This window comes from Micromonospora pattaloongensis (assembly GCF_900107255.1).
Classification (GTDB): Bacteria; Actinomycetota; Actinomycetes; order Mycobacteriales; family Micromonosporaceae; genus Micromonospora_I; species Micromonospora_I pattaloongensis.
The window spans coordinates 306,648-330,173 of sequence record NZ_FNPH01000003.1; the positions used below are offsets into that span (position 1 = coordinate 306,648).

22 protein-coding genes and 1 tRNA gene are annotated in these 23,526 nt (G+C 73.5%); 9 read left to right on the forward strand and 14 right to left on the reverse strand.

Features of this window, described 5'->3' with window-relative positions:
• From purE to mca, 6 genes are all read right to left on the reverse strand, one after another.
• A complete protein-coding gene (gene purE / locus BLW47_RS10820; RefSeq protein WP_091555144.1) occupies positions 1-501 on the reverse strand; it encodes a 5-(carboxyamino)imidazole ribonucleotide mutase in 501 nt (166 codons plus the stop codon).
• Positions 502-511: 10 nt separating this feature from the next.
• Positions 512-1,663, reverse strand: a complete 1,152-nt coding sequence (locus BLW47_RS10825; protein WP_091555146.1) for a 5-(carboxyamino)imidazole ribonucleotide synthase — start codon at positions 1,661-1,663, stop codon at positions 512-514.
• Between the two features lie 46 nt (positions 1,664-1,709).
• Complete coding sequence (locus BLW47_RS10830; protein ID WP_091555148.1) at positions 1,710-3,737, reverse strand: thioredoxin domain-containing protein; 2,028 nt, start codon at positions 3,735-3,737, stop codon at positions 1,710-1,712.
• Between the two features lie 165 nt (positions 3,738-3,902).
• Positions 3,903-6,488: a putative bifunctional diguanylate cyclase/phosphodiesterase gene (locus BLW47_RS10835; protein ID WP_091555149.1), complete on the reverse strand. Its 2,586-nt coding sequence runs from the start codon at positions 6,486-6,488 to the stop codon at positions 3,903-3,905.
• Positions 6,489-6,645: 157 nt separating this feature from the next.
• On the reverse strand, positions 6,646-6,879 hold the full coding sequence (locus BLW47_RS10840) for a hypothetical protein (RefSeq protein WP_091555152.1): 234 nt from the start codon (positions 6,877-6,879) through the stop codon (positions 6,646-6,648).
• A 106-nt stretch (positions 6,880-6,985) separates the two neighbouring features.
• Complete coding sequence (gene mca, locus BLW47_RS10845; protein ID WP_091555154.1) at positions 6,986-7,867, reverse strand: mycothiol conjugate amidase Mca; 882 nt, start codon at positions 7,865-7,867, stop codon at positions 6,986-6,988.
• 195 nt (positions 7,868-8,062) lie between these two features.
• Between mca and BLW47_RS10850 the strand changes: the two genes are divergently transcribed.
• Both BLW47_RS10850 and greA read left to right on the forward strand, forming a co-directional pair.
• Positions 8,063-8,497 (forward strand): DUF4307 domain-containing protein, encoded by a 435-nt coding sequence (locus BLW47_RS10850; protein ID WP_091555156.1) that lies wholly within the window; start codon positions 8,063-8,065, stop codon positions 8,495-8,497.
• A 95-nt stretch (positions 8,498-8,592) separates the two neighbouring features.
• Positions 8,593-9,108: a transcription elongation factor GreA gene (greA, locus tag BLW47_RS10855; protein ID WP_091555158.1), complete on the forward strand. Its 516-nt coding sequence runs from the start codon at positions 8,593-8,595 to the stop codon at positions 9,106-9,108.
• Between the two features lie 154 nt (positions 9,109-9,262).
• Here the strand turns inward: greA and ilvA are convergent, their stop codons facing one another.
• The 3 genes from ilvA to BLW47_RS10870 form a co-directional block, all read right to left on the reverse strand.
• On the reverse strand, positions 9,263-10,486 hold the full coding sequence (ilvA, locus tag BLW47_RS10860) for a threonine ammonia-lyase (protein ID WP_091555161.1): 1,224 nt from the start codon (positions 10,484-10,486) through the stop codon (positions 9,263-9,265).
• Between the two features lie 61 nt (positions 10,487-10,547).
• A complete protein-coding gene (locus tag BLW47_RS10865) occupies positions 10,548-11,948 on the reverse strand; it encodes an amidase (RefSeq protein ID WP_091555164.1) in 1,401 nt (466 codons plus the stop codon).
• Positions 11,949-12,024: 76 nt separating this feature from the next.
• Positions 12,025-13,167 (reverse strand): cystathionine gamma-synthase, encoded by a 1,143-nt coding sequence (locus tag BLW47_RS10870; RefSeq protein WP_091555166.1) that lies wholly within the window; start codon positions 13,165-13,167, stop codon positions 12,025-12,027.
• 61 nt (positions 13,168-13,228) lie between these two features.
• On the opposite strand from BLW47_RS10870, the gene BLW47_RS10875 reads away from it, so the two are divergent.
• The 4 genes from BLW47_RS10875 (at position 13,229) to BLW47_RS10890 (ending at position 16,222) form a co-directional block, all read left to right on the forward strand.
• A complete protein-coding gene (locus BLW47_RS10875) occupies positions 13,229-13,702 on the forward strand; it encodes an HIT family protein (protein ID WP_091555168.1) in 474 nt (157 codons plus the stop codon).
• A gap of 68 nt (positions 13,703-13,770) precedes the next feature.
• Complete coding sequence (msrA, locus tag BLW47_RS10880; RefSeq protein WP_091555170.1) at positions 13,771-14,427, forward strand: peptide-methionine (S)-S-oxide reductase MsrA; 657 nt, start codon at positions 13,771-13,773, stop codon at positions 14,425-14,427.
• A 312-nt stretch (positions 14,428-14,739) separates the two neighbouring features.
• Positions 14,740-15,702 carry a ribonuclease Z gene (locus BLW47_RS10885; protein WP_091555172.1) on the forward strand — a complete coding sequence of 321 codons (963 nt, stop codon included), beginning with the start codon at positions 14,740-14,742 and terminating at the stop codon, positions 15,700-15,702.
• A 10-nt stretch (positions 15,703-15,712) separates the two neighbouring features.
• The gene (locus BLW47_RS10890; RefSeq protein ID WP_091555174.1) at positions 15,713-16,222 is read left to right on the forward strand and encodes a GNAT family N-acetyltransferase; all 510 of its coding nucleotides are present in this window, start codon (positions 15,713-15,715) and stop codon (positions 16,220-16,222) included.
• A gap of 371 nt (positions 16,223-16,593) precedes the next feature.
• On the opposite strand, the gene BLW47_RS10895 is transcribed toward BLW47_RS10890, so the two are convergent.
• Both BLW47_RS10895 and BLW47_RS10900 read right to left on the reverse strand, forming a co-directional pair.
• Positions 16,594-17,964, reverse strand: coding sequence for a cystathionine beta-synthase (locus BLW47_RS10895; RefSeq protein ID WP_091555176.1), 1,371 nt, complete (start codon positions 17,962-17,964; stop codon positions 16,594-16,596).
• A 115-nt stretch (positions 17,965-18,079) separates the two neighbouring features.
• The gene (locus BLW47_RS10900; RefSeq protein WP_091555773.1) at positions 18,080-18,436 is read right to left on the reverse strand and encodes a YkvA family protein; all 357 of its coding nucleotides are present in this window, start codon (positions 18,434-18,436) and stop codon (positions 18,080-18,082) included.
• Between the two features lie 270 nt (positions 18,437-18,706).
• Here BLW47_RS10900 and BLW47_RS10905 point away from each other — a divergent pair, with 270 nt between their 5' ends.
• Genes BLW47_RS10905 through BLW47_RS10915 form a run of 3 tightly spaced genes read left to right on the forward strand, consistent with a single transcriptional unit; the run spans position 18,707 to position 21,928 of the window.
• Complete coding sequence (locus BLW47_RS10905) at positions 18,707-19,825, forward strand: SGNH/GDSL hydrolase family protein (RefSeq protein ID WP_425435391.1); 1,119 nt, start codon at positions 18,707-18,709, stop codon at positions 19,823-19,825.
• Entirely contained in the window at positions 19,822-20,610 is a 789-nt protein-coding gene (locus BLW47_RS10910; RefSeq protein ID WP_091555179.1) for an SGNH/GDSL hydrolase family protein, read from the forward strand. Before BLW47_RS10905 ends, BLW47_RS10910 begins: the two co-directional genes overlap by 4 nt.
• Before the next feature lie 55 nt (positions 20,611-20,665).
• Entirely contained in the window at positions 20,666-21,928 is a 1,263-nt protein-coding gene (locus BLW47_RS10915; RefSeq protein WP_091555181.1) for an acetyl-CoA C-acetyltransferase, read from the forward strand.
• A 97-nt stretch (positions 21,929-22,025) separates the two neighbouring features.
• Here BLW47_RS10915 and BLW47_RS10920 read toward each other — a convergent pair whose 3' ends face one another.
• The 3 genes from BLW47_RS10920 to BLW47_RS10930 form a co-directional block, all read right to left on the reverse strand.
• The gene (locus tag BLW47_RS10920; RefSeq protein WP_091555183.1) at positions 22,026-22,346 is read right to left on the reverse strand and encodes a hypothetical protein; all 321 of its coding nucleotides are present in this window, start codon (positions 22,344-22,346) and stop codon (positions 22,026-22,028) included.
• 107 nt (positions 22,347-22,453) lie between these two features.
• Positions 22,454-23,296, reverse strand: a complete 843-nt coding sequence (locus BLW47_RS10925) for a Bax inhibitor-1/YccA family protein (protein WP_091555185.1) — start codon at positions 23,294-23,296, stop codon at positions 22,454-22,456.
• 116 nt (positions 23,297-23,412) lie between these two features.
• A tRNA-Leu gene (locus BLW47_RS10930) sits at positions 23,413-23,493 on the reverse strand.
• Positions 23,494-23,526: the final 33 nt, after the last annotated feature.

Below are 23,526 nucleotides of genomic sequence, written 5' to 3' on the forward strand. Positions count from 1 at the left end.
TCAGTCCCGGACCGGCAGGGAGGCGCGCAGCGCCGCGTCCTTCTCGGCGACGAGCGCCTCAAGGTCGTCCTGAAACGTCAACATCCGGGTGCGCAGATCCTCGTCGGCGGCGGCGAGGATCCGCACGGCGAGCAGGCCGGCGTTGCGGGCGCCGCCGATCGAGACCGTGGCCACCGGCACGCCGGCCGGCATCTGCACGATCGACAGCAGGGAGTCCATCCCGTCGAGGTACTTCAACGGCACCGGCACCCCGATCACCGGCAGCGGCGTGGCCGACGCGACCATGCCCGGCAGGTGCGCGGCGCCGCCCGCGCCCGCGATGATCACCCGGAGGCCGCGCCCGGCGGCCGCACGGGCGTACTCGATCATGCCGACCGGGGTGCGGTGCGCCGAGACCACCCGCACCTCGTACGGGATGCCGAACTCGTCCAGTGCCTCCGCGGCCGCCTTCATGGTCGGCCAGTCGGAGTCGCTACCCATGATCACACCGACGCTGGTCATCGCGTGCCTCTCAGTCGTCCACGCCGTCGCGCAGCCAGCGGGCCGCCCGCGCGGCGCGGACGCGCAGCTCGGGCAGGTCGTCGCCGAGCACGGTGACGTGCCCGATCTTCCGGCCCGGTCGGGTCTGCTTGCCGTAGAGGTGGACCTTCACCCCGGGGTCCGCGGCGAAGAGGTGGTGCAACCGCTCGTCGATCGACATGCCGCCGTCGGCGCCGCCGAGCACGTTCGCCATCACGACGGCGGGCGCGGCGAGCCCGGTGTCCCCCATCGGGTAGTCGAGCACCGCCCGCAGGTGCTGCTCGAACTGCGAGGTCCGGGCCCCCTCGATCGTCCAGTGCCCCGAGTTGTGCGGGCGCATCGCCAGCTCGTTGACGACGAGACCGCGATCGGTCTCGAAGAGCTCGACGGCGAGCAGGCCGACCACGCCGAGCTCGGTGGCGACGTCGATCGCGAGCCGCTGCGCCGCCACGGCCAGCTCCTCCGGCAGTTCCGGCGCGGGCGCCAGCACCTCCACGCAGATGCCGTCGCGCTGCACCGTCTCGACCACCGGATAGACCGCCACCTGCCCGAGCGGCGAGCGCGCCACCTGCACCGCCAGCTCGCGGCGCAGCGGCACCCGCTCCTCGGCGATCAGCTCGGTGCCGGCCGCCAGCAGCTCCGCCGCCTCCTCGGGCGCGGAGAAGAGCCACACGCCACGGCCGTCGTAGCCGCCGCGGACCGCCTTGACGATCAGCGGCCACCCCACCTCGGCGCCGAACGCCGTCAGGTCCGCCACGTCGCCGATCGGCGTCCACCGCGGCACCGGCGCCCCGAGCGCGGCGAGCCGCTCCCGCATCGCGCGCTTGTCCTGCGCGTACAGCAGCGCGTCGGCGCCGGGGTGCAGCGCCACGCCCTCGGCGGCGAGCGCGCGGATGTGCTCCCCCGGCACGTGCTCGTGGTCGAAGGTGACCACGTCGCAGCCCTTCGCGAAGGCGCGCAGCGCGCCGAGATCGGTGTGGTCGCCGTACTGCACGTCCCGGGCGACGAGCGCGGCGCCGTCGTCCGGGGAGAGCGCGAGCACGCGCAGCGACTGACCAAGGGCAATCGCGGCCTGATGGGTCATCCGGGCCAACTGGCCGCCACCCACCATGCCGACAACGGGCAGACCGGTACGGGTATCCATGGCAGCCGCCAGCCTAGCGGCGCGGCGAACGCGCGATCACGGCAGGTCAGCCCAGCTGCGCGACGAGGTCGGCCGCCGTGGTGACCGGGCGGTCGCAGACAAAGCCGCGGCAGACGTACGCGGTGGGCCGCCCCTCCAGCAACGGCCGGTCCCGCAGCAGCGGCACGCCGGGCTGATCGGGCGCGCCGGCCACCACCACCGCGCCGGGCGGGGCGTGCCGGTGCGCGGCGCGCAGCAGCGGATCGGCGGCCGCGCCATCGGCGACGACCGCGATCTCGTACGGGCCGGAGAGGAGCGCCTCGCCGGCGGTGGCCGAGTAGCCGGTGAACCGGGCGTGCCGGGCGGCGATCGGGGCGATCGTGGCCAGCGCCGCCTCCGCGGCCTCCCGGTAGCGCGGCTCGGCGGTCAGCGCCGAGTACGTGGTCAGCGCCGCCGCCAGCGCGGAGAGCCCCGACGGGGTGGCGTTGTCGGTCGGGTCGGCCGGGCGTGCGACCAGCTGCTCGGCGTCGTCGGCGGTGTCGTAGAAGCCGCCGGCGCCGGTGCCGAAGTGGGCCAGCGCGGCGTCGAGCAACTGCCTGGCCAGCTCGAGCCACCGCCCCTCGCCGGTGAGCTGGTGCAGCGCGCAGAACGCCTCGGCGACACAGCCGTAGTCCTCCAGCACCCCGGCCGGCTCGCCGACCACGCCGTCCCGGGAAACCCGCCGCAGCCGTCCGTCGACGAGGTGCACGTCGGCCAGGTACCGGCCCGCGCCGACGGCGAGCTCACGGGCCAGCCCGGCGGCCTGCCGCCCCTCAGCGTCCGCCGGCTCGTCGACCGCCGAGGCCACCTGGGCGAACTCCGCCAGCGCGGTGATCGCCAGCCCGTTCCAGGAGGAGACCACCTTGTCGTCCCGGGCGGGCTGGGCGCGGCGGGAACGCGCCTCGCGCAGCGCGGCCCGCACCCTCGCCCAGCGCGCCACGATCTCGGGGGCCGCGTCGTCGATGTCCCGGGCCAGCCGCAGCACGCTCGTGCCGTGCTCGAACGTGCCCCCCGACGTCACCTCGTACAGGTCGGCGGCCCAGCGCCCGTCGTCGGCGCCGAGCGCCTCGACGAGCTGCTCCGGCGTCCAGGCGTAGGTCGCCCCCTCCACCCCCTCGGTGTCGGCGTCGAGCGCCGAGGCGAAGCCGCCGGGCGCGACGGCGAGCGAGTCGCGCAGGAAGAAGACGGTCTCGCGGGCGACCCGGCCGGCGAGCGCGTCGCCGGTCAGCCGCCACAGCTGGGTGTAGACGCGCAGCAGCAGCGCGTTGTCGTAGAGCATCTTCTCGAAGTGCGGCACGGTCCAGGTGGCGTCCACCGAGTACCGCGCGAACCCGCCGGCGAGCTGGTCGTAGATGCCGCCGCGGGCCATCGCCTCGCAGGTGTGCCGGACCATCTCCAGGCTGTGCTGCTCGCCCGTGCGCTGGTGGTGGCGGAGCAGGAAGAGCAGGTTCATGTGCGGCGGGAACTTGGGCGCGCCGCCGAACCCGGCGTTGACCGAGTCGTACTCCTTGCCGAGCTGGACCGCCGCGCCGTCGAGCAGCTCCGCGCTGAGCGGCGCCGTGGGCCCGCCGACCGCCTGGGCACCGCCGATCGCCTCGACCACGGCGGCGCCCTGGCGCAGCACCGCCTCCCGCTGGTCGCGCCAGGCGGCGGCCACGGACTGCAGCAGGCGGACGAAGTTGGCGCGGGGGAAGTAGGTGCCGCAGAAGAACGGGGTGCCGTCCGGGGTGGCGAAGACGGTCATCGGCCAGCCGCCCTGCCCGGTCATGGCCTGCGTCGCGGTCATGTAGACGGCGTCGACGTCCGGCCGCTCCTCGCGGTCGACCTTGATTGACACGAAGTCGTCGTTCATCAGCTGGCCGACGGCCTCGTTCTCGAACGATTCGTGCGCCATCACATGGCACCAGTGGCAGGCGGCGTAGCCGATCGAGATCAGCACCGGCACGTCGCGCCGGCGCGCCTCGGAGAAGGCCTCCGCACACCACGGCCACCAGTCGACGGGGTTGTCGGCGTGCTGCTGCAGGTACGGGCTGGTCGCGTCGGCGAGCCGGTTCATGTGCGTGCGCTCCTCGGTGCGGGACTCCCCTAGCCTCTCAGCTCCGCCGGTGCCCCGCACGGCCGACCGCTACTCCAACGTCGGCGGCGTCGTCGCCCCGGGCGGCGGTACCGGCCGTCCACGGTAGAGGGTCGCCGGCGAGGCCGAGCGCCGCGGCGGCACCGCTCAGGAGGCGCCGTCTGCGCGCAGCGGCAGGATCTGGGCCTGGGCGGAGTCCAGCAGCGACCGCAGCACCGCCACGATCTTGTCGGCGGGCATCGGCTTGAAGAAGTGGTAGCCCTGGGCGGCCGCGCAGCCCAGTTGGGCGAGCGCGGCACGCTGGTCCGCCGTCTCGACCCCCTCCGCGACGACCCGCAGCCCGAGCTGCCGTCCGAGGTCGATCGTGGTCCGGACGATCGCCGCGGCCTGCGGCGAGTCGGCCATCCGCACCACGAAGGAGCGATCGACCTTGAGCTCGTCGACGGAGATCCGGGTCAGGAACGTGAGCGAGGAGAAGCCGGTGCCGAAGTCATCGACGGCCAGCCGCACCCCCAGCTCCCGCAGCGCGCCGAGCACCTCGTCGATGACCTCGAGCTCGCTCATCACCACGGTCTCGGTGATCTCCAGCACGAGCCGGTCGGCCGGCACCTGGTGGCGGCGGAGCAGCTCGCCGATCTGTGCGGGAAGCCGCGCGTCGAGCAGGCTCCGCGCGGAGACGTTGACCGAGATCGGCACGTCGAGGCCGTGCCGGGCCCACTCGGCGGCGATGTCGAGCGCCCGGTCCACGACGTACCGGGTGAACGGCGCGAGCAGCTCGCTGTGCTCGACGGCGCGGATGAAGTCCGCCGGGTTGAGCCACCCGCGGCGCGGATGCTGCCACCGGATCAACGCCTCCACCCCGGTGGGCGCCCCGGTGGTCAGGTCGACCGAGGGCTGCAGGGCGAGCACCAGCTGGTCGTCGGCGTCGAGCGCCTCGCGCAGCTCGGCGAGGAGCGCGAGCTGATCGGTGCTGGCCGCGTCGGTGGCGCTGTCGTACGCGGCGACGCCGCTGCCGCCCGTCTTCGCCTGGTACATCGCGATGTCGGCCCGCCGCAGCAGCTCGGTCATGTCGGCGGCCCCCGCGCCGGCCACCACCACGCCCGCCGAGGCCTCGACGGACATCTTCACCCCGGCGACCTCCGTCGGCGCCGCCAGCCCGTCGACGATCTTTCGGGCCCGGCGCACCGCCGCCGGTAGCGAACCCACCACCTCGGCCGGGCCGGCGGGCCCGCCGCCCGGTGGCACCGCGGCCGGCTCCCCGCGTACGGGCAGCGCGGTCACCAGCAGCGCGAACTCGTCGCCGCCGAGACGGCCGAGCAGCTCGTCCGGCCGGGTCAGCGCCCCGAGCCGGGCGCCGGTCACCCGGAGCAGCTCGTCGCCGGCGACGTGCCCGAGGGTGTCGTTGACCTCCTTGAAGTGGTTGAGGTCGAGCAGCACCAGCGCGACGGGGTGATCGTGCGGCAACTGGTGCAGCGCGGCGTCGCCGCGGCTCAGCATCGCGGCCCGGTTGAGCAGGTTGGTCAGAGAATCGTGCACCGCCTCGTACGACGAACGCGCCGTGATCAGCCGCAGCTCGCGGTGCGTGGCGGCGTCGTGCAGCGCCGCGCCGAGCGCGTCGCCGAACGCCGACAGGGCGTTCTGCTCGCGGGCGCCGGGCAGCGCGGACCGGGGCAGCCACACCCGCAGCTCGCCCACCGGCAGGCCGCCCACGAGCAGCGACCGGACCAGGACGTTGTCACCGGTCTCCCGCGACGACCCGGCCGGCGCGGCCGCGTCGGTGATCACGCCGTCGGGTCGGCCGGTGTAGCGGTGCGGCACCCCGTCGGCGCGCACCACGTCGACCTCGACCTGCTCCGCCCCGAACAGCGTCAGCGCCCCGGAGATCCCGGCCGCCGCCACGCTCCGCTCGTCGAGCTGGTTGAGCGCCCCGGTCGCCCGCGCGAACTCGTGCCAGGCCCGCCGCTCGTCGTCGGCGCGCAGCCGGTGCCCGTACGTCTGCTGCAGCAGCCACAGCACCGGCGGGAGCAGCAGCAGCCACCGCGGGTCGTGGTGCACCATGGCGACGACCACCATGCCGACGACCAGGTTGCCGACGAACATCAACAGCTTGCTCTGCACCGCGCGGCGCAGGATCGGCCAGATCGGCAGCGCGTGCCGCAATGACAGGGTGAGCGCGGCGAGCACCGCGCTGACCACCAGGTATGTGAGCGCGCCGGCGATCAGCGCGACGGCCAGCACGGGGTCCGGCGGTACGCGGTACGGATGGGCGAAAGCGCTGGTGACGGCCGTGGCCAGCGCGACCGCGACGGTGAGCGACGCGGCGGTGTGCACCACCTCGACGGCGGCGCGCCGCTCCCCGAAGATCGACAGCAGTGTCCAGGCCAGCGCGGCGCCGACGAGGGTGGCCGCCGGCAGCCAGCCGCCCGGGGCGAGATAGAGCCCCACGATGAACGCGGCCTCGTTCCACGTCACGCTGACGCTGCCGGAGGCGATCTTGAGCCGCAGCGCGGCGAACTGGGCGAGCACGATCAGGCCCGCGACCGCGCCGAACTGAGCGACGGGCGGCAGCACGCCGTTCGAGGGCAGCGCGGTGACCGCGGCGCCGAGACCGGCGGCGCAGACGGCGACGGTCAGCAGGACCGCGGTGAGCAGCTTCGGATGACCCGGGCCGGTGGCATCGGGCGGGGCGCCGGGACGGGCGGGAACGGGTGGGGCGGCGCCGACCGGATCCATCGTCGCCCCCTTCCGCGCGCGGTCGCGGGAACTTTTGGTCCCCCCGGCGGAAGGCTAAGCCAAACCCGGTTGCCGCAACAGTGGCCACCGGGGTCGATTAGCCAGATCACGGCCCTTCGTGCCCCTAGCGCCGCAGGTCAACGCGGGTTGCGGCCGATCAGCCCCGCACGTCGTCGGCGGCACGCGGCTGTGCGCCGTCCGCCTGCTCCTCCGGGGCCTGCCCCGGAAAACGGTCGGGGAGCCGGCGCAGCCGTCCGTTCATGTTGCGGATCAGGAACACCGTCGCGGCGGCGAGCAGCAGGATGAGGAAGAGCCCCATCGGGCCGGCCAGCCCGCCCGAGCGGGTGTCACCGAAATTGTTTACCGCTAGCACCTGCGCGGCGGTCAGCATGGGAATCCTCCGATGTGCGCGTCCTCTCCACGGTACGCCCCTGGTGGCTCAGACCGCGCGAGCGGTCCCGCGGTGGCTCAGACCGCGCGAGCGGTCCCGCGGTGGCTCAGACCGCGCGAGCGGTCCCGCGCACCCCCGCGAACAGGTCCGACTCCGGCAGCTCGGTCTCGACCAGCGAGCGCGCCAGCTGGAAATCCTCCGTCGGCCACGCCCGCTGCTGCACCTCCATCGGCACGTGGAACCAGAACCCGTCGGGGTCCACCTGGGTGGCGTGGGCGCGCAGCGCGTCGTCGCGGACCGGGAAGTACTCGGCGCAGGGCACCCGGGTGGTGATCCGGGGGCTCTTGTCCGGGCGGTCCTCCCACCGCTTCAGCCACTCCTCGTACGGCGACTCGAGACCGGCGCCGAGAATCTCGGCGTGCAGCGCCATCACCTTGGCCTTGGAGAAGCCGACGTCGTAGTAGAGCTTCAGCGGCTGCCACACCGGGCCCAGCTCCGGGAAGCGCGTCGGGTCGCCGGCCGCCTCGAAGGCCTCCACAGTGACCTTGTGGCACATGATGTGGTCGGGGTGGGGGTAGCCGCCGTCCTCGTCGTACGTGGTGACGACGTGCGGACGGAACTCGCGCATCAGCCGCACGAGCGGGCCGGCGGCGACCTTCGGGTCCTGCAGACCGAAGCAGCCCTCCGGCAGCGGCGGCAGCGGGTCGCCCTCGGGCAGCCCGGAGTCGACGAAGCCGAGCCACGCCTGCTCGATCCCGAGGATGGCGCGGGCCGCGTCCATCTCCGCCCGCCGGATCTCGGCGATGTTCTCCCAGACGTCGGGGCGATCGAGCTTGGGGTTGAGCACGCTGCCGCGCTCGCCCCCGGTGCACGTCGCCACCAGCACCTGGACGCCCTCCGCGACGTACTTCGCGGTCGTCGCGGCGCCCTTGCTCGACTCGTCGTCGGGGTGCGCGTGAACGGCCATGAGGCGCAGTTGCTCTGCCAACGGTTGCTCCCTCATCCGTGCCGCGGCCGCCGATCGACGACCGGCGGCTGACCTGCCGGGTCCGGTCCCGGCGTGTGCCGGACCCGTGCCCCACCAACCTGGTGGCTGCCGAACCGTGCCCCGGGACCGGCTGCGAAGATGGTCCCCGCCATTCTCACCGATGGAGCCGACAAGAAACGCAGGAGGCCGGAGCCGGTGACAGAGACGCACGCCACAACCCCGCCGCGGGGGCCGGTGTTCCCGCCGGGACGGTACGGGCGCCGGCGCGAGCCGCGGCGACGCCGCCCGTGGCTGCTGGCGCTGCTGCTGGTGCCCGCGTTCGCGGTCGCCGCCACGGTCAGCGTCCGGCTCTACCGGCAGTACGGGGACCCGACCTACCAGGCCAAGGTGATCACGTACACGCAGATCACCGATTCGCAGATCGTGGTCGATTTCCGGGTCACCGTGCCCTCCGGCGGCGCGGCCGACTGCGTGCTGCGGGCGCGCTCACGCGACGGCGCCGAGGTCGGGCGGGAACAGGTGCGGGTGACCGCGGCCCCCGGCGAGAAGCACCCGGTGGTCTCACACCGCCTCGCCACCACCGCCCGTCCGCTGATCGGCGAGGTGGTTCGGTGCGGACCGGTGCGTTGATCAACCGAACGGCCAGTGCGGGAGAAATCATCGCCGCTGGGTGGTGTAGGTCACTGGTACGTTGGTAATTCGCTTTGTTCACCGCGTAACCCGCAATGAGGAGATCGTCTGTGTCCACGACTGACAACGGTGCCCCCACCACGTGGCTGTCCCAGGACGCGTACGACCGGCTGCAGGCCGAGCTCAACGAGCTGATCGCCAACCGTCCGGCGATCGCCGCCGAAATCAACGCCCGCCGCGAGGAGGGCGACCTGCGGGAAAACGGTGGCTACCACGCCGCGCGCGAGGAGCAGGGCAAGCAGGAGGGGCGCATCCGCTACCTGCAGGAGTTCCTGCGCACCGCGCACGTGGGCGAGGCGCCCAAGGCGGACAAGGTCGTCCCCGGCACCGTCGTCACCATCTACTTCGACGACGACCCCGACGACACCGAGACCTTCCTGCTCGGGTCCCGCGAGATCGCCGCGACGACCGACGTCACCGTCTACAGCCCCGAGTCGGCGCTGGGCAAGGCGATCCTCGGCGCGCGCACCGGCCAGACCGTCACCTACACCGCCCCCAGCGGCGCCGACATCAAGGTGACCGTGGTCAAGTTCGAGCCCTTCGGCGGCTGAGCCGTCGCATCGCGGTCCGGGCGGCCCGCGCTGTGCCCAGCTCGGTCCGGGCGGCCCGCGCTGTGCCCAGCTCGGTCCGGGCGGCCCGCGCTGTGCCCAGCTCGGTCCGGGCGGCCCGCGCTGTGCCATCGCGGCGCGGCGCGGCCGCGCGGCGTCACCGGGACTGTTCGGCGAAGGTCACCGCGTAGCCGCTGCCCCGCAGCGAGCTGATCAGCCGCTCGGAGTGCTCCGCGCCGCGCGTCTCCACCGACAGCGCCACCTCCACCTCGCCGAGCCGCAGGTGCGGGTTCTGCCGCTGGTGCTCCACGTCCACGACGTTCGCCCGGTGCTCCGCGATCTGACCGAGCAGCGAGGCCAGTTGCCCCGGCCGGTCGACGCAGCGCACCGTGAACCGCAGGTAGCGGCCGGCGGCCGCGAGGCCGTGCTCGATCACCCTCAGCAGCAGCAGCGGATCGATGTTGCCACCGGAGAGCACGGCCACGGCGGGCGTCTCCACCGGCACCGCGCCGGCGAGCAGCGCCGCGACGCCGACCGCGCCGGCCGGCTCGACCACCTGCTTGCCGCGCTCCAGCAGCATCAGCAGCGCCCGGGAGATGTCCTCCTCGGAGACCGTCACCACGTCGTCGACCAGCTTGCTCACGTGCGCGAACGTCAGCTCGCCGGGGCAGCCGACCGCGATGCCGTCGGCGACCGTCGCGTACGACGCCAGCCGCACCGGCCGCCCCGCGAGCAACGAGGGCGGATACGCCGCCGCATCGGCGGCCTGCACCCCGATCACCCGTACGTCGGGACGCAACGCCTTCGCCGCGACGGCGATGCCGGAGATCAACCCGCCCCCGCCGACCCCCGCGACGATCGTCCGCACGTCCGGGCACTGTTCGAGGAGCTCCAACGCCACCGTGCCCTGGCCGGCGATCACGTCGGCGTGGTCGAAGGGGTGGATGAAGACCGCGCCGGTCCGCTCGGCGAACTCCTGCGCCGCGACCAGCGACTCGTCGACCGTCGCGCCGACGAGTTCGATCCGGGCGCCGTACCCCTTCGTCGCCGCGACCTTCGGCAGCGGCGCGCCCACCGGCATGAAGACGGTCGCGGCCGCGCCGAGCAGCCCGGCGGCGAGCGCCACGCCCTGCGCGTGGTTGCCGGCGCTGGCCGCCACCACCCCGCGGGCCCGCTCCTGGGTGGAGAGCCGGGCGATCCGCACGTACGCGCCGCGCACCTTGTACGACCCGGCCCGCTGCATGTTCTCGCACTTCAGCCACGTGGGACCGCCGAGCGCGGCGGTCAGCGGCCGCGACGGCTCCAGCGGGGTGCTGCGCACCACGCCGGCGAGCAGCTCGCGGGCGGCCCGGACATCAGCGAGACCCACCAGGTCAGTCATGCCCCGATCGTCGCATCACCGCCGGTCGACGCCCCAACCGGTGCGGCGATCGTCATGCCGGTCAGCCGGTCGGCGTCGACACCCGCGGCCAGCCGGGCGCGTGCCGCGGCCACGGCGCGGCCATCTCGAACTGTCCCGCGACGGCCAGCAGCAGCAGCTCGGAGCCGGGCGGGCCGATCAGCTGCACGGCGAGCGGCAGCCCGTCCGGTCGGAGCCCCATCGGCACTACGATCCCGGGCAATCCGGCGATGTTCCACGGCGCGGCGTACGGCGCGTACCGGATGTTGCTGACCATGTTCGCCAGCCAGGAGCGGCGGGACCAGTGCAGCGCGGGCGGCGGCGCGGCGGCCAGCGCCGGGGTGAGCAGCAGGTCGACGCCGTGGTCGGTGAAGAACCCCACGGCCCGGTCCCGCCAGGCGGCCCGGTCGGCCTCGCGGACGAAGCCCCGCCGCTCCGCCCACTCCCCCAGCGCGATGTGCCACCGGGTACGCGACTGCAGCGCACGCCGGTCCAGCCGGGCGGCCTGCGCGTCGTGCGCCACCCCCGCGAGCCAGGTGGCGACGCCGCGCGGACCGAGCGAGGGCGGGTAGGCGGGGTCGGCGGTGACCGCGCCGTGGCCGGCGGCGGCGAGCAGCCGCGCCGCCGCGGCGACGGCGTCCCGGTTGGGTCCGTCGGGGCGGACGCCCGGCACCGCGCTGCGCAGCGACACGGCGACCCGCAGCCGCGGCGGTTCGACCAGCTTGTCGGGGCGGCGGCCGGCGAGCACCGAGAAGCCGAGCGCCGCGTCGGCGACCGTGGTGGCGAGGATGCCGTTCTCGAACATGCCCAGCCAGCTGTCCGCGCCGATCTCCGCCGGCACCACGCCGCGCCCCGGCTTGAGCCCGACGAGGCCGCAGCAGGCCGCCGGGATGCGCACGGAGCCGAACCCGTCGTTGCCGTGCGCGATCGGCACCATGCCGGCGGCCACCGCGGCGGCCGCGCCGCCGGAGGAACCGCCGGGGGTACGGTCGGTGCGCCACGGGTTGCGGGTCACCGCCGTCTCGTCGTCGGTGAGCGCCCAGGCCCCGAGCTCGGGCATCCGGGTGACGCCGAGCACCACCGCGCCGGCCCCGCGCAGCCGCCGCACGATCTCGTGGTCGGATCCGGCGACCGGCGTGCGGGCCGCGGCCGACCCGTTCCAGGTGGGCAGCCCGGCGACCGCGATGTTCTCCTTGACCGCGACCGGCACCCCGGCGAGCGGCAGGTTGGCCAGGTCCTCCTGCTCGTCGACCTTCTCGGCCTCGACGATCGCCTCGCCGGCACGGACCGCGCGGAACGCCGAGAGCGCGGGGTCGGCGACCGCGACGTGATCGAGGTGGTCGGCGACGACCCGGGTCGCCGACGTGTCGCCACGACGAACCGCCCGGGCCATCTGCTTCGCGGTCGCGCCCACCCAGCTCGGCACGATCTCCTGCACGGCCACCTCCCCATTGGGCCTATGCCTGTGTAGCTACGTGTGGGCGGGGCTCGCGCCCCGCCCGGACCAATGATCCATCAGCTCAGCCGAGCGCCTGCTCCAGGTCGGCGAGGAGATCGTCCACAGTCTCGATGCCGACCGACAGTCGCACGAGATCGGCCGGCACCTCAAGGGGCGACCCGGCAGCGCTGGCGTGCGTCATCTGCCCCGGGTGCTCGATCAGCGACTCCACCCCGCCGAGCGACTCGGCGAGCACGAAGACCTTCGCGCGGTTGCAGATCTCCACGGCCCGCTGCTCGCCGCCGGCCGCGCGGAACGAGATCATCCCGCCGAACCGCCGCATCTGCTTGGCCGCGGTCTCGTGCCCCGGGTGGTCGGGCAGCCCCGGATAGATCACCTGCGCCACCGCGCTGTGCCGGCTCAGGTAGTCCGCGATCCGCTCCGCGTTGTCGCAGTGCCGGTCCATCCGTACGCCGAGGGTCTTCACGCCCCGCAGCGTCAGCCACGCGTCGAACGGCCCGTTGATCGCGCCCATGGCGTTCTGGTGGTACGCCAGCTCGTCGCCGAGCCCGGCGTCCGCCACGATCAGCGCCCCACCCACCACGTCGGAGTGCCCGCCGATGTACTTCGTGGTGGAGTGCACCACGACGTCGGCGCCGTGCGCGATCGGCTGCTGCAGGTACGGCGAGGCGAAGGTGTTGTCGACCACCAGCAGGGCGCCGGCGTCGTGCGCCAGCGACGACAGCGCGGCGATGTCGGCGATGCCGAGCAGCGGGTTCGTCGGCGTCTCTGTCCAGATGATCTTCGTACGACCGGGCTCGACCGCGGCCCGCACCGCCTCGACGTCCGAGACCTTCGCGGCGGTCCAGCTCACGCCCCAGCGCTCGGCGACCCGGGCGAAGAGCCGGTAGGTGCCGCCGTACGCGTCGTCCGGGATCACCACGTGGTCGCCGGGACGGCAGACGGTGCGCAGCAGCGTGTCCTCGGCGGCGAGGCCACTGGCGAACGCGAGCGCCCGCCGCCCGCCCTCGAGCGCCGCCAGGCACTCCTGGAGCGCGTCCCGGGTCGGGTTCCCCGACCGGCTGTACTCGTAGCCCTCCCGCGGCGAGCCGACGGCGTCCTGCGCGTACGTGCTCGTCTGGTAGATCGGCGGCACCACCGCGCCGGTCCGGGCCTCCGGCGCCTGCCCGGCGTGGATGGCGAGCGTGTCGAAGCCGTATGTCATGGGTCCGAGGCTAGGGCATCGCCGATGGGGAGCGCCGGGGCTCGCCGCATAGGCTTTCCCGGTGAAGGCGTGCGTGTTCTGTGGCGTGGTGTCCGGGCAGCTCCCGGCGTTTCTGGTCGCCGACGAGCCCGCGGGGATGGCGTTCCTCGACATCCGGCCGGTGTTCCGCGGGCACGTGCTGGTTGTGCCCCGGTCGCACGTGCCGACCCTGACCGACCTGCCGGCGGAGTCGGTCGGGAGGGCCGAGTCGGTCGGGAGGGCCGAGTCGGTCGGGAGGGCCGAGTCGGTCGGGAGCTACTTCGGGCTGGTCCGGCGGTTGGCGGCCGCGGTCGAGACCGGTCTCGGGGCGGGCGGCACCTTCGTCGCGATGAACAACAAGGTGTCGCAGTCGGTGCCGCACCTGCACACCCACGTGGTGCCGCGGACCAAGGGCGACGGCCTGCGCGGCTTCTTCTGGCCGCGCCACCGGTACGAGTCCGACGACGAGGCCCGCTGCTACGCCGAGCGCATCGCCGCCGCCCTCGCCGCCCGGTAAGGATCGCCCCCGGCCCGGCGTTGCACACCGGCAGAGGTGCATCCTGGAAAGGTACGAGAGGAGACACCGTGTTCCTGCGGCGCATCACGCCAACCATGCCCTCCCACGAGCAGATTCTGCCCGGACGCCAGACCCCGATCCCGGTCACGGACCGGCACGCCGTGCTCGGCACCACGCTGAAGGGACCGTGGCCCTCCGGGGCGCGGATCGCCGTCTTCGGCATGGGCTGCTTCTGGGGCGCGGAACGGCTGTTCTGGACGCTGCCGGGAGTGTTCTCCACCTCGGCCGGCTACGCCGGTGGGCAGACGCCAAACCCGACGTACGAGGAGACCTGCACCGGCCTCACCGGCCACGCCGAGGTGGTGCAGGTGGTCTACGACCCGAACGAGATCAGCTACGAGGACCTGCTCAAGGTCTTCTGGGAGAACCACGACCCGACGCAGGGCATGCGCCAGGGCAACGACATCGGCACGCAGTACCGGTCGGCGATCTACACCACCACACCGGAGCAGCTCGCGACCGCGCAGGCGTCGCGGGAGGCGTTCGCCCCGGTGGTGGCGGCGACCGGACGGGGCGAGATCACGACCGAGATCGCGCCGCTGGGCGACTACTACTACGCCGAGGACTACCACCAGCAGTACCTGCACAAGAACCCCGGCGGCTACTGCAACCACGGCCCGAACGGGATGAGCTGCCCCATCGGCGTGGCCCGGACCGGCGACTGATCTTCCCGATACGGCGGGGTGAAAAGTCACATAGATCCTGGAAAAAACCGTTGCCGCCGCCTCCCGCAGCTGGATAGTTTGGCCGTACACGGGAAGGGAGGTGGTCCAAGCTTTGTATAGCAATCGGACTCGTGAGGTGGCTGTCCGCTAGCCGCTGTCCTTGACAGTTCCGTTCGTCGAGACCGTGTGGCAGCGGTGCGGCGAATCCACGACAGCCACCCGACCCCCGGGGTGCCGGCCCAGTCCAGCCGGCCCGCGTTCGCGCGGAAGCCCCGGGGGTCGCTTTTTCATCCCCATGGGGAACGATCAACCGTGTCTCTCCGCGAACTCGTCGTGCTCGGCACGGCCAGCCAGGTACCGACCCGCCGCCGCAGCCACAACGGTTACCTCCTGCGCTGGGACAGTCAGGGCTCGGGCACCACGGCCGTCGAGGGGATCCTCTTCGACCCCGGCGAGGGCGCCCAGCGGCAGATGCTGCACGCCGGGCTCGCCGCCAGCGATCTGACCCGGATCTGCGTCACCCACTTCCACGGCGACCACTGCCTCGGCCTGCCCGGTGTGGTCCAGCGCCTGTCGCTCGACCGAGTCGGCCATCCGGTGACGGCGCACTACCCCGGCGGCGACGCCCGGTTCTTCGCCCGGCTGCGCCACGCCAGCCTGTTCCACGAGGCCGCCGAGCTGCGCGAGGAGCCCGTCGAACGCGACGGGCAACGGTTCGACCTCCCGGTCGGCACGCTGGAGGCGCGCCGGCTGCGCCACCCCGTCGAGACGTACGGCTATCGGCTCGTCGAACCGGACGGCCGCCGGATGATGCCCGAGGCGCTGGCCCGGCACGGTGTCCGGGGCCCCACCGTCGGCGAGCTGCTGCGCGCCGGCGAGGTGACCGTGGACGGGCGCCGGGTGCCGCTGGACGCGGTGAGCGAACCCCGCCCCGGACAGCGCTTCGCGTTCGTCATGGACACCGGGCTCTGCGACAACGTCTTCGCACTCGCCGAGGGAGCGGACCTGCTGGTGATCGAGGCGACGTTCCTGAACACCGAGGCCGCGCTCGCCGCCGAGGTCGGGCACCTGACCGCGGCCCAGGCCGCGCGGGTCGCGGCCGAGTCCGGGGTACGCCGGCTCGTGCTCACGCACTTCTCCCAGCGGTACGACGACCCGGCCCGGATCGCGGCGGAGGCGCGGGAACATTTCACCGGTGATCTCGTGGTGGCCGAGGACCTGACGCGCGTCCCGGTGCCGGCCCGCCGCACCGCCTCCAGCCCGGCACCGCACTAGGCTCGCCCGCGTGAGCGTCTTCCTGCGTCGCGCGACGGCGGACGATCTCGCCGCGGTCGGAGCCCTGCACCACCGGTCCCGGGTCGACGCCTACCGGGACATCGTGCCCGCGGACGCGCTTGCCGCCGTCCCGCCGGGGGCGATGGGCGCCTGGTGGATCGAGCGGTGGAGCTGGGAACGGCACTCGCACGTGCTGACGGTCGCCGAGCGGGACGGCGCGCTGGCCGGCTTCACCTACGTCGGCCCGTACGAGCAGGACGAGCCGGGGTTGGGCGAGCTCTACGCGATCCACCTCGACCCCGACGAGGTGGGACGCGGGGTCGGGCGGCTACTGATGATCGACGCGCTGGCGACGCTGCGCGAACGTGGCTGGTCGCGGGCGGCGCTGTGGGTGCTGGCCGGGAACACCCGCGCGCGGCGCTTCTACGAGCGGGGTGGCTGGGTGGCCGACGGCGTCGAACGCGACGACCGGATCGGCGCCGCGGTGACCCGGATGGTGCGGTACAGCCGGCCGCTGTGACGCCGCCGCTGCCGGCGGCGACGGCGAGGGTGCGTGACCGTGATCTGCCGGGGGAAACCGTCTGGCCACGCACCCTCGCCCGCCGACCCATCCAGACCGGGGGAAACGCCTGGCCGGAGGCGTCGGACCGGTGGAGGCCATCCGGTCACCGGGGTCGGATGGGTGCGGTGCGGCGGGCCGTGGCGCTGGCGGGGCACCGGTGGCTCACCGCTGTGCGACGTCTGTAGTTGTCCGGTGCGCCGGAGCGTCCACCTCGGCCCGACGCCATTCGGGTGGACGCTACGCACACAGAGTCAAACGCCGCGTGGCGGCCGCCGATCGGACAGGCTGTGCGACCGCGGGGAACAAAAAATCGGTGATCCGCCCCGCGATCAGCGCGAGCCGAGGTGGGCGAGGAGATCCTGGCGGGTGAGCACGCCCTTCGGTTTGCCGTCCACCAGCACCAGCGCCGCGTCCGAGCGCTCCAGCAGCGCGACGGCCTCGCTGACCGGCTGGCCGCCACCGATCACCGGCAGCGGATCGGCCATGTGCCGCTCGATGGTGTCGTGCAGCTGGGCCTGACCGCTGAAGAGCGCGTCGAGCAGCGCCTTCTCCGAGATCGAACCGGCCACCTCGCCGGTCACCACCGGCGGCTCGGCCTTCAGCACCGGCAACTGCGAGACGCCGTACTCCCGCATGTAGTCCACCGCGTCGCGGACCGTCTCCGTCGGATGCACGTGCACGAGCTCGGGCATCCCACCGGGCTTGCCGGCGAGCGCGTCGGCCACGGTCGGCTCCGCGCCGCTGGAGTCGAGGAAGCCGTAGCGGGCCATCCAGTTGTCGTTGAAGATCTTCGACAGGTAGCCGCGGCCGCCGTCCGGCAGCAGCACCACGATCACGTCGTCGGGTTGCGCCCGACGGGCGACCTCGAGCGCCGCGGCCACGGCCATCCCGCAGGATCCGCCGACGAGCAGCCCTTCCTCGCGGGCCAGCCGGCGGGTCAGCTCGAACGACGTCTTGTCCGAGACCTCGATGATCTCGTCGCAGACCGTGCGGTCGTAGTTCTCCGGCCAGAAGTCCTCGCCGACCCCCTCGACCAGGTAGGGGCGTCCGCTGCCGCCGGAGTAGACGGAGCCCTCCGGGTCCGCGCCGATCACCCGGACCGCGCCGCCGGAGACCTCCTTGAGGTAGCGGCCGGTGCCGGAGATCGTCCCGCCGGTGCCGACGCCGGCCACGAAGTGCGTGATCCGTCCGCCGGTCTGCTCCCACAGCTCGGGCCCGGTGGCCTCGTAGTGGGAACGGGTGTTCGCCGGGTTCGAGTACTGGTCGGGCTTCCACGCGCCCGGGATCTCGCGGGCGAGCCGGTCGGAGACGTTGTAGTACGAGCGCGGGTCCTCCGGCGCGACCGCCGTCGGACAGACCACCACCTCGGCGCCGTACGCCCGCAGCACGTTCTGCTTGTCCTCGCTGACCTTGTCCGGGCAGACGAAGACGCAGCGGTATCCCTTCAGCTGCGCGACCAGGGCCAGCCCGACGCCGGTGTTGCCGCTGGTGGGCTCAACGATCGTGCCGCCCGCCTGCAGTAGGCCGGCCTTCTCGGCCTCCTCCACCATCCGCAGCGCGATCCGATCCTTCACCGACCCGCCGGGGTTGAAGTACTCGACCTTCGCCAGCACCGTGGCGGAGATGCCCTCGGTGACGTTGCGCAGCCGCACCAGGGGGGTGTTGCCGATCAACTCGACGACGTTGTCGTAGTAGCGCACCTCGTTGTGCCCTTCTCAAGGCGCCGGCCGCCGCTACCGCCGTCCGCGACACCGCGGCCGGCGCAGGGCGGACCGGCGGTGGTGTCCCATGCTCCGTCGGCAAGCCTACGTGCCGTCACCGCACCACGTGGCCGGGGACCACCGTCGGGCGCGCCGCCTCCCAGGCCAGGAAGCGCTCGGTCTCCGACAGCACGCTGCCGGCCAGCCAGGTCACCATCAGGGCGTCGTCGGCGAGGCCGAAGAGCAGCAGGAATGCCTCGGGCACGACGTCGATCGGCGAGACGACGTACGCCGTCGCGGCCGCCATCAGCGCCAACCGCAGCCCGCCGTCGTACTCTCCGCGCGCGGTCGCCCTGATCATCCGTGGCAGCGCGCCGAGCCGCTTGCCGAGCGACGGTCCGCCGCGCGCCCCGGCCGTCAACGCCCGTCCCAGCGCCGCGAAGGCGGCGGTCCGCTTCAATGTCCTGGCCATCTCCGGCACCTCCCGATCGCCATGGTGGCGCGCGCCGCCATGGTCCCCTCTCGCCATGGTGCAGTCGGCCGCCAACGGCGCCGTGGCATTCACCCTCTCCAACGTACCCATCGGCGACGACATTCAGACCACGCGCCCGCGCGCCCGGCGGCGCGTAGCGCTCGGTTGTCACCCGGCCGCGATAACCTCGCGACAGGGTGACCGCGTGGCAGGCCGGGGGGGCGCTTGATGGGTGAGACCGGTTCCTTGACGGGTAAGGCCGGTTCGTTCGTGGGTGACGCCGGTTCGTTCGTGGCCGCTTCGGTGACCCGGCGGACACGCTGGCAGATCGCGCTCGGCGCCGCGAAGGTCCTCGCGTTCGGCGCCGGCGCGGCCGCGGGGGCCGCGGTCGCCGGGTCCGCCGTGCTCTTCGCCCAGGCGCAGCGGGCCCGCCGGATCATCCCGATGGCGGAGGCGCCGCCACCGCGCGGCGACGGCGTCTACGGCGCGAAGTTCCCCGGCCGTCCCATCACGATGGTCGTGCTCGGCGACTCGTCGGCGGCCGGCTACGGCGTGCACCGGCCGCGGGAGACCCCGGGCGCGCTGCTCGCCACCGGCATCTCCCGCCGGCTGCACCGTCCGGTGCGACTGCACCGGCTCGCCGTGGTGGGCGCGATCTCGGCCGGGCTGCCGTTCCAGGTCGAGGCGGCGCTCGAACGCGAACCGGACCTGGCGGTGATTCTGATCGGCGGCAACGACGTCACCCACCGCACCCCGATGAGCACGGCGGTGCGCCACCTGGTCGACGCCGTGCGCGAGCTGCGCGCGGCGGGCGCCCAGGTGGTCGTCGGCACCTGCCCCGACCTCGGCGCGATCCAGCCGATCAAGCCGCCGCTGCGGTGGCTGGCCCGGCGTTGGAGCCGACAGCTCGCGGCCGCGCAGACGGTGGCGGTGGTCGAGGCGGGCGGCTGGACGGTGTCGCTCGGCGACATGCTGGGGCCCCGGTTCGCCGCCGAGCCCGCCCGGATGTTCGCCTGGGACCGGTTCCACCCCTCCGCCGAGGGCTACGCCGTCGCCGCCGCCGCGCTGCTGCCGACCGCGCTGTCCGCGTTGGCCGCGGCGGAGCGGGCGCCGGCCGCGCCGCCCCGCGTCGGCGAGGTGCGGTCGCTGCCGCAGGCCGCGCACGAGGCGGCGCGCAACGCGGGCACCGAGGTCAGCCGTGCCCAGGTGGGCGGCCGCGACCGCGGCCCCGCCGGGCGTTGGGCACAGCTGCGGCGACACCGGATCGCGCTGCAGGCGGGCGCGGTCGGGTGGCTCTTCGGTCCGCCGCGCGCCGAGGCGCCGCAGCCCGACACCGACCCGTCGGCCCCCGAGGGCGGACGGCCATCCATCGTGGAGGAGAAAGCATGAGCAGCCTCGCCGGGCGGATCGGGCGCGCCGCCGCGATAGCCCTGATCGCCGGCACCGTCGGCGGCACCGCCCTGCTGGCCGGTGAGGCCGTGCTGGCCCGCAACCGGCGGTACGCCCAGCCGCAGCTCGGGCTCGGGCTGCGCGCCACCGTGGGCCGGACCGGCGCGCCGCCGCTGCGGCTGGTGCTGCTCGGCGACTCCTCCGCACTCGGCGTCGGCGTCGACCGGTTCGCCGACACGGTCGGTGGCCAGCTCGCCGAGCTGTTGTCCGAGGAGACCGCCGGGGAGTTCGAGGTGCACCTCTCCAGCGTCGGAGTGGCCAGCTCCCGCTCGACCGATCTCGCCACCCAGGTGGCACGGGCACTGCTCGGCGGGCGCCCCGACGTCGCGGTGATCCTGATCGGCGCGAACGACGCCACCGCGCTGCGGCGGCCGGCCGAGTCGGCGGCGTGCCTCGGCGCGGCGGTGCGCCGGCTGCGCGAGGCGCAGGTGCAGGTCGTCGTGGGAACGTGCCCCGACCTGGGGGCCGTCCGGGCCATCGCCCAGCCGCTGCGGGGGGTCGCCGGATGGCTCGGCCGTCGTACGGCGCGGGCACAGGCGCGGGCCGCGGTCGCGGCCGGCGGCACGGTGGTCGATCTGGCGGCCCGGACCGGGGCGGTCTTCCGGGCCGACGCGGGCACGCTCTGCTACGACGGTTACCACCCCTCCGCGGACGGCTACCGCGTGTGGGCGCACGCGCTGCTGCCCGCCGTCGCCAACGCCGCGGCGGTGGCCACCCGGCGGTGAATTCGGCGGGCGCACCCGCTTCCGCCGTAAGTTACTGGCGAGTTAACGTTGGTTCATGCCGACTGAGTCGTCCCGCAACGCCGTCATCGTCGCCACCGCCCGCTCCCCCATCGGCCGCGCCGGCAAGGGATCCCTCCGCGAGCTCCGCCCCGATGATCTGGCCGCCACCATCGTCCGGGCCGCCCTGGACAAGGTCCCGCAGCTCGACCCGACCGAGATCGACGATCTCTACCTGGGCTGCGGCCTCCCCGGCGGCGAGCAGGGCTTCAACATGGCCCGCGTGGTCGCCACGCTGATGGGGCTCGACAACCTGCCCGGAGCGACGCTGACCCGCTACTGCGCCTCATCGCTGCAGACCACCCGGATGGCGTTCCACGCGATCAAGGCGGGCGAGGGCGACGTGTTCATCTCGGCGGGCGTGGAGTGCGTGTCGCGCTACGCCCGCGGCAACTCCGACGCCCTGCCCCCGCAGGCCCAGGAGCACGTCGGCGGCCCGTGGACCAACCCGCGCTTCGCCGCCGCGCAGGCCCGTTCGACCGCCCGCGCCGAGGGCGGCGCCGAGGTGTGGCGCGACCCGCGGCTCGACGGCGAGCTGCCCGACATCTACCTGACCATGGGGCAGACCGCGGAAAATCTGGCCCAGGCGTACGACGTCAGCCGCGCGGAGATGGACGAGTTCGGCGTACGCAGCCAGAACCTGGCGGAGAAGGCGATCGCCGACGGATTCTGGGCGCGTGAGATCACGCCCGTGACGCTCCCGTCCGGCGAGGTGGTCAGCGCGGACGACGGTCCGCGGGCGGGCGTGACGCTGGAGGCGGTGGCCGGGCTCAAGCCGGTGTTCCGTCCCGACGGCCGGGTCACCGCGGGCAACTGCTGCCCGCTCAACGACGGCGCCGCCGCCGTTGTGATCATGAGCGAGGAACGCGCCCGGGACCTCGGCATCACGCCGTTGGCCCGGATCATCTCCACCGGCGTGAGCGCCCTCTCCCCCGAGATCATGGGGCTCGGACCGGTCGAGGCGTCCCGGCAGGCGCTCAAGCGGGCCGGCATGACGATCGACGACGTCGACCTCGTCGAGATCAACGAGGCGTTCGCGGCGCAGGTGATCCCGTCGTACCAGCAGCTCGGCATCCCGCTGGAGAAGCTCAACGTGATGGGCGGCGCGATCGCCGTCGGGCACCCGTTCGGCATGACCGGCGCCCGGATCACCGGCACGCTGATCAACTCGCTCGACTGGCACGACAAGACCATCGGTCTGGAGACCATGTGCGTCGGCGGCGGCCAGGGCATGGCGATGGTCCTCGAGCGCCTCTCCTGACCGACGCCACCTTCACAAGATCCGCGTGATCAGGGACCCACACCGCGGCGCGCCGGCGACACGCGCGAGCCGGTCCCTGATCACGCGGATCTTGGGGTTAGAGGGCGCGGCGGGTTTCTACTACGTCGGCGGCCGACGTTGCCAGGACGGGGGGTGGGGGGTGGGCGGCTACTAGGTCGGCGGTGAGTACGCGCAGTTGGTCGGGGAGGACCAGGTCGTTGTCGAGGCGCGGGACGCGGCGGTGCGGTTCGCCCTCGGCACCGGCCGCCCGGTCCGCCAGCCGCTGCACGAGCGCGTGCATCAGCTCCGCCCGGGACACGTCCCCGGTCCCGGCCCGCGCCGCCCAGCGCGGCGCCTCCCAGTGGGCGACCTGGCGGATCAACAGCTCGACCTGGCGCTGCAACTCCTCGGCGGTCATGGGCAGTCAGTGTAGGGCCGCAACGAGCGACGCCCGCCCCCGCACGCGGCGGGGACGGGCGTCGGAAAACGCCGGCGCGACGACGGGTCGTCGCCCTGGGATCAGACTCAGTCGTCGCCCTGGAAATAGCTCAGCAGGCGCAGGATCTCCAGGTAGAGCCAGATCAGGCTCACCAGGATGCCGAACGCCGCGGTCCAGGCGTACCGCTGCGGCAGCCCCATCCGGACGCCCTCTTCCACCTCGTGGAAGCTCAGCACGAAGCTGAGCGACGCGATCACGATGCAGACCAGGCTGAAGATGATGCCGAGCCCGCCGTTGCTGCGCAGGCCGGTCTCGACGCCGAAGAGCGAGAGCACCAGGTTGATCATCATGACGGCGAACACGCCGACCATCGCCGCGACCATGCCGCGCACAAACTTCGGCGTCGCCCGGATGACCCGCGCCTTGTAGAGCGCCGCCATCAGGAAGAAGACGCCGAACGTCGCGATCACGGCCTGCAGCACGATGCCCTGGTAGCCGGCGATGTTGGTGAAGAACTTGCTCACCATGCCGACGAAAACGCCCTCGACCACGGCGTACGCGATCACGAGCGCCGGGTTGGCCATCCGGGAGAACGAGATCACCAGGCCGAGTACGAGCCCGACGATCGCGGCGCCGATCCAGGCCGCGCCGAGCAGCGCGTCGGGCACCACGTTCCAGGCCGCTACGGCCGAGAGGCCGGTGATGCCGAGCAGCATCACCGTCTTGACGACGACGTCGTCGATGGTCATCGGCTGTACGGTCGGCGGCGCCGCCGGGTACATGTCCGCCGACGGGTAACCGGGCTGGCCGTACGGGCCGGGCTGTGCGTATCCGGGCTGGCCGTACGGCCCCGCCGGTGCGTACCCGGCGGCCCGCTCGCGCTCGGCCGCCTGGCCGAGCCGGGCCAGCACCGGGTTTGAAGTCTTCACTGTCTCTAGCCTCCCTCAGGGGGTTAGTGCACGATGGGCGTGCCCGTCAAGGGTAAACCGCCCCATCGACATTGTGGAGATTCCCCGCAACCGCATGGACCTGAGAATCAGCTGTGTGCCCGGGGCGGGGCTCGAACCCGCACGCCTTGCGGCAGCCGCTTTTAAGGCGGCCGTGTCTGCCGTTCCACCACCCGGGCCCGCGGCCGGCGCGCCCACGCGCCGGGAACGGG

What these genes read in the sequence shown, in the direction of transcription:
- purE (WP_091555144.1), bottom strand. Translation starts at nt 501, where the DNA reads ATGACCAGCGTCGGTGTGATCATGGGTAGCGACTCCGACTGGCCGACC.
- BLW47_RS10825 (WP_091555146.1), bottom strand. Translation starts at nt 1,663, where the DNA reads ATGGATACCCGTACCGGTCTGCCCGTTGTCGGCATGGTGGGTGGCGGC.
- BLW47_RS10830 (WP_091555148.1), bottom strand. Translation starts at nt 3,737, where the DNA reads ATGAACCGGCTCGCCGACGCGACCAGCCCGTACCTGCAGCAGCACGCC.
- BLW47_RS10835 (WP_091555149.1), bottom strand. Translation starts at nt 6,488, where the DNA reads ATGGATCCGGTCGGCGCCGCCCCACCCGTTCCCGCCCGTCCCGGCGCC.
- BLW47_RS10840 (WP_091555152.1), bottom strand. Translation starts at nt 6,879, where the DNA reads ATGCTGACCGCCGCGCAGGTGCTAGCGGTAAACAATTTCGGTGACACC.
- greA (WP_091555158.1), top strand. Translation starts at nt 8,593, where the DNA reads ATGAGGAGATCGTCTGTGTCCACGACTGACAACGGTGCCCCCACCACG.
- ilvA (WP_091555161.1), bottom strand. Translation starts at nt 10,486, where the DNA reads ATGACTGACCTGGTGGGTCTCGCTGATGTCCGGGCCGCCCGCGAGCTG.
- BLW47_RS10870 (WP_091555166.1), bottom strand. Translation starts at nt 13,167, where the DNA reads ATGACATACGGCTTCGACACGCTCGCCATCCACGCCGGGCAGGCGCCG.
- BLW47_RS10900 (WP_091555773.1), bottom strand. Translation starts at nt 18,436, where the DNA reads ATGGCCAGGACATTGAAGCGGACCGCCGCCTTCGCGGCGCTGGGACGG.
- BLW47_RS10910 (WP_091555179.1), top strand. Translation starts at nt 19,822, where the DNA reads ATGAGCAGCCTCGCCGGGCGGATCGGGCGCGCCGCCGCGATAGCCCTG.
- BLW47_RS10915 (WP_091555181.1), top strand. Translation starts at nt 20,666, where the DNA reads ATGCCGACTGAGTCGTCCCGCAACGCCGTCATCGTCGCCACCGCCCGC.
- BLW47_RS10920 (WP_091555183.1), bottom strand. Translation starts at nt 22,346, where the DNA reads ATGACCGCCGAGGAGTTGCAGCGCCAGGTCGAGCTGTTGATCCGCCAG.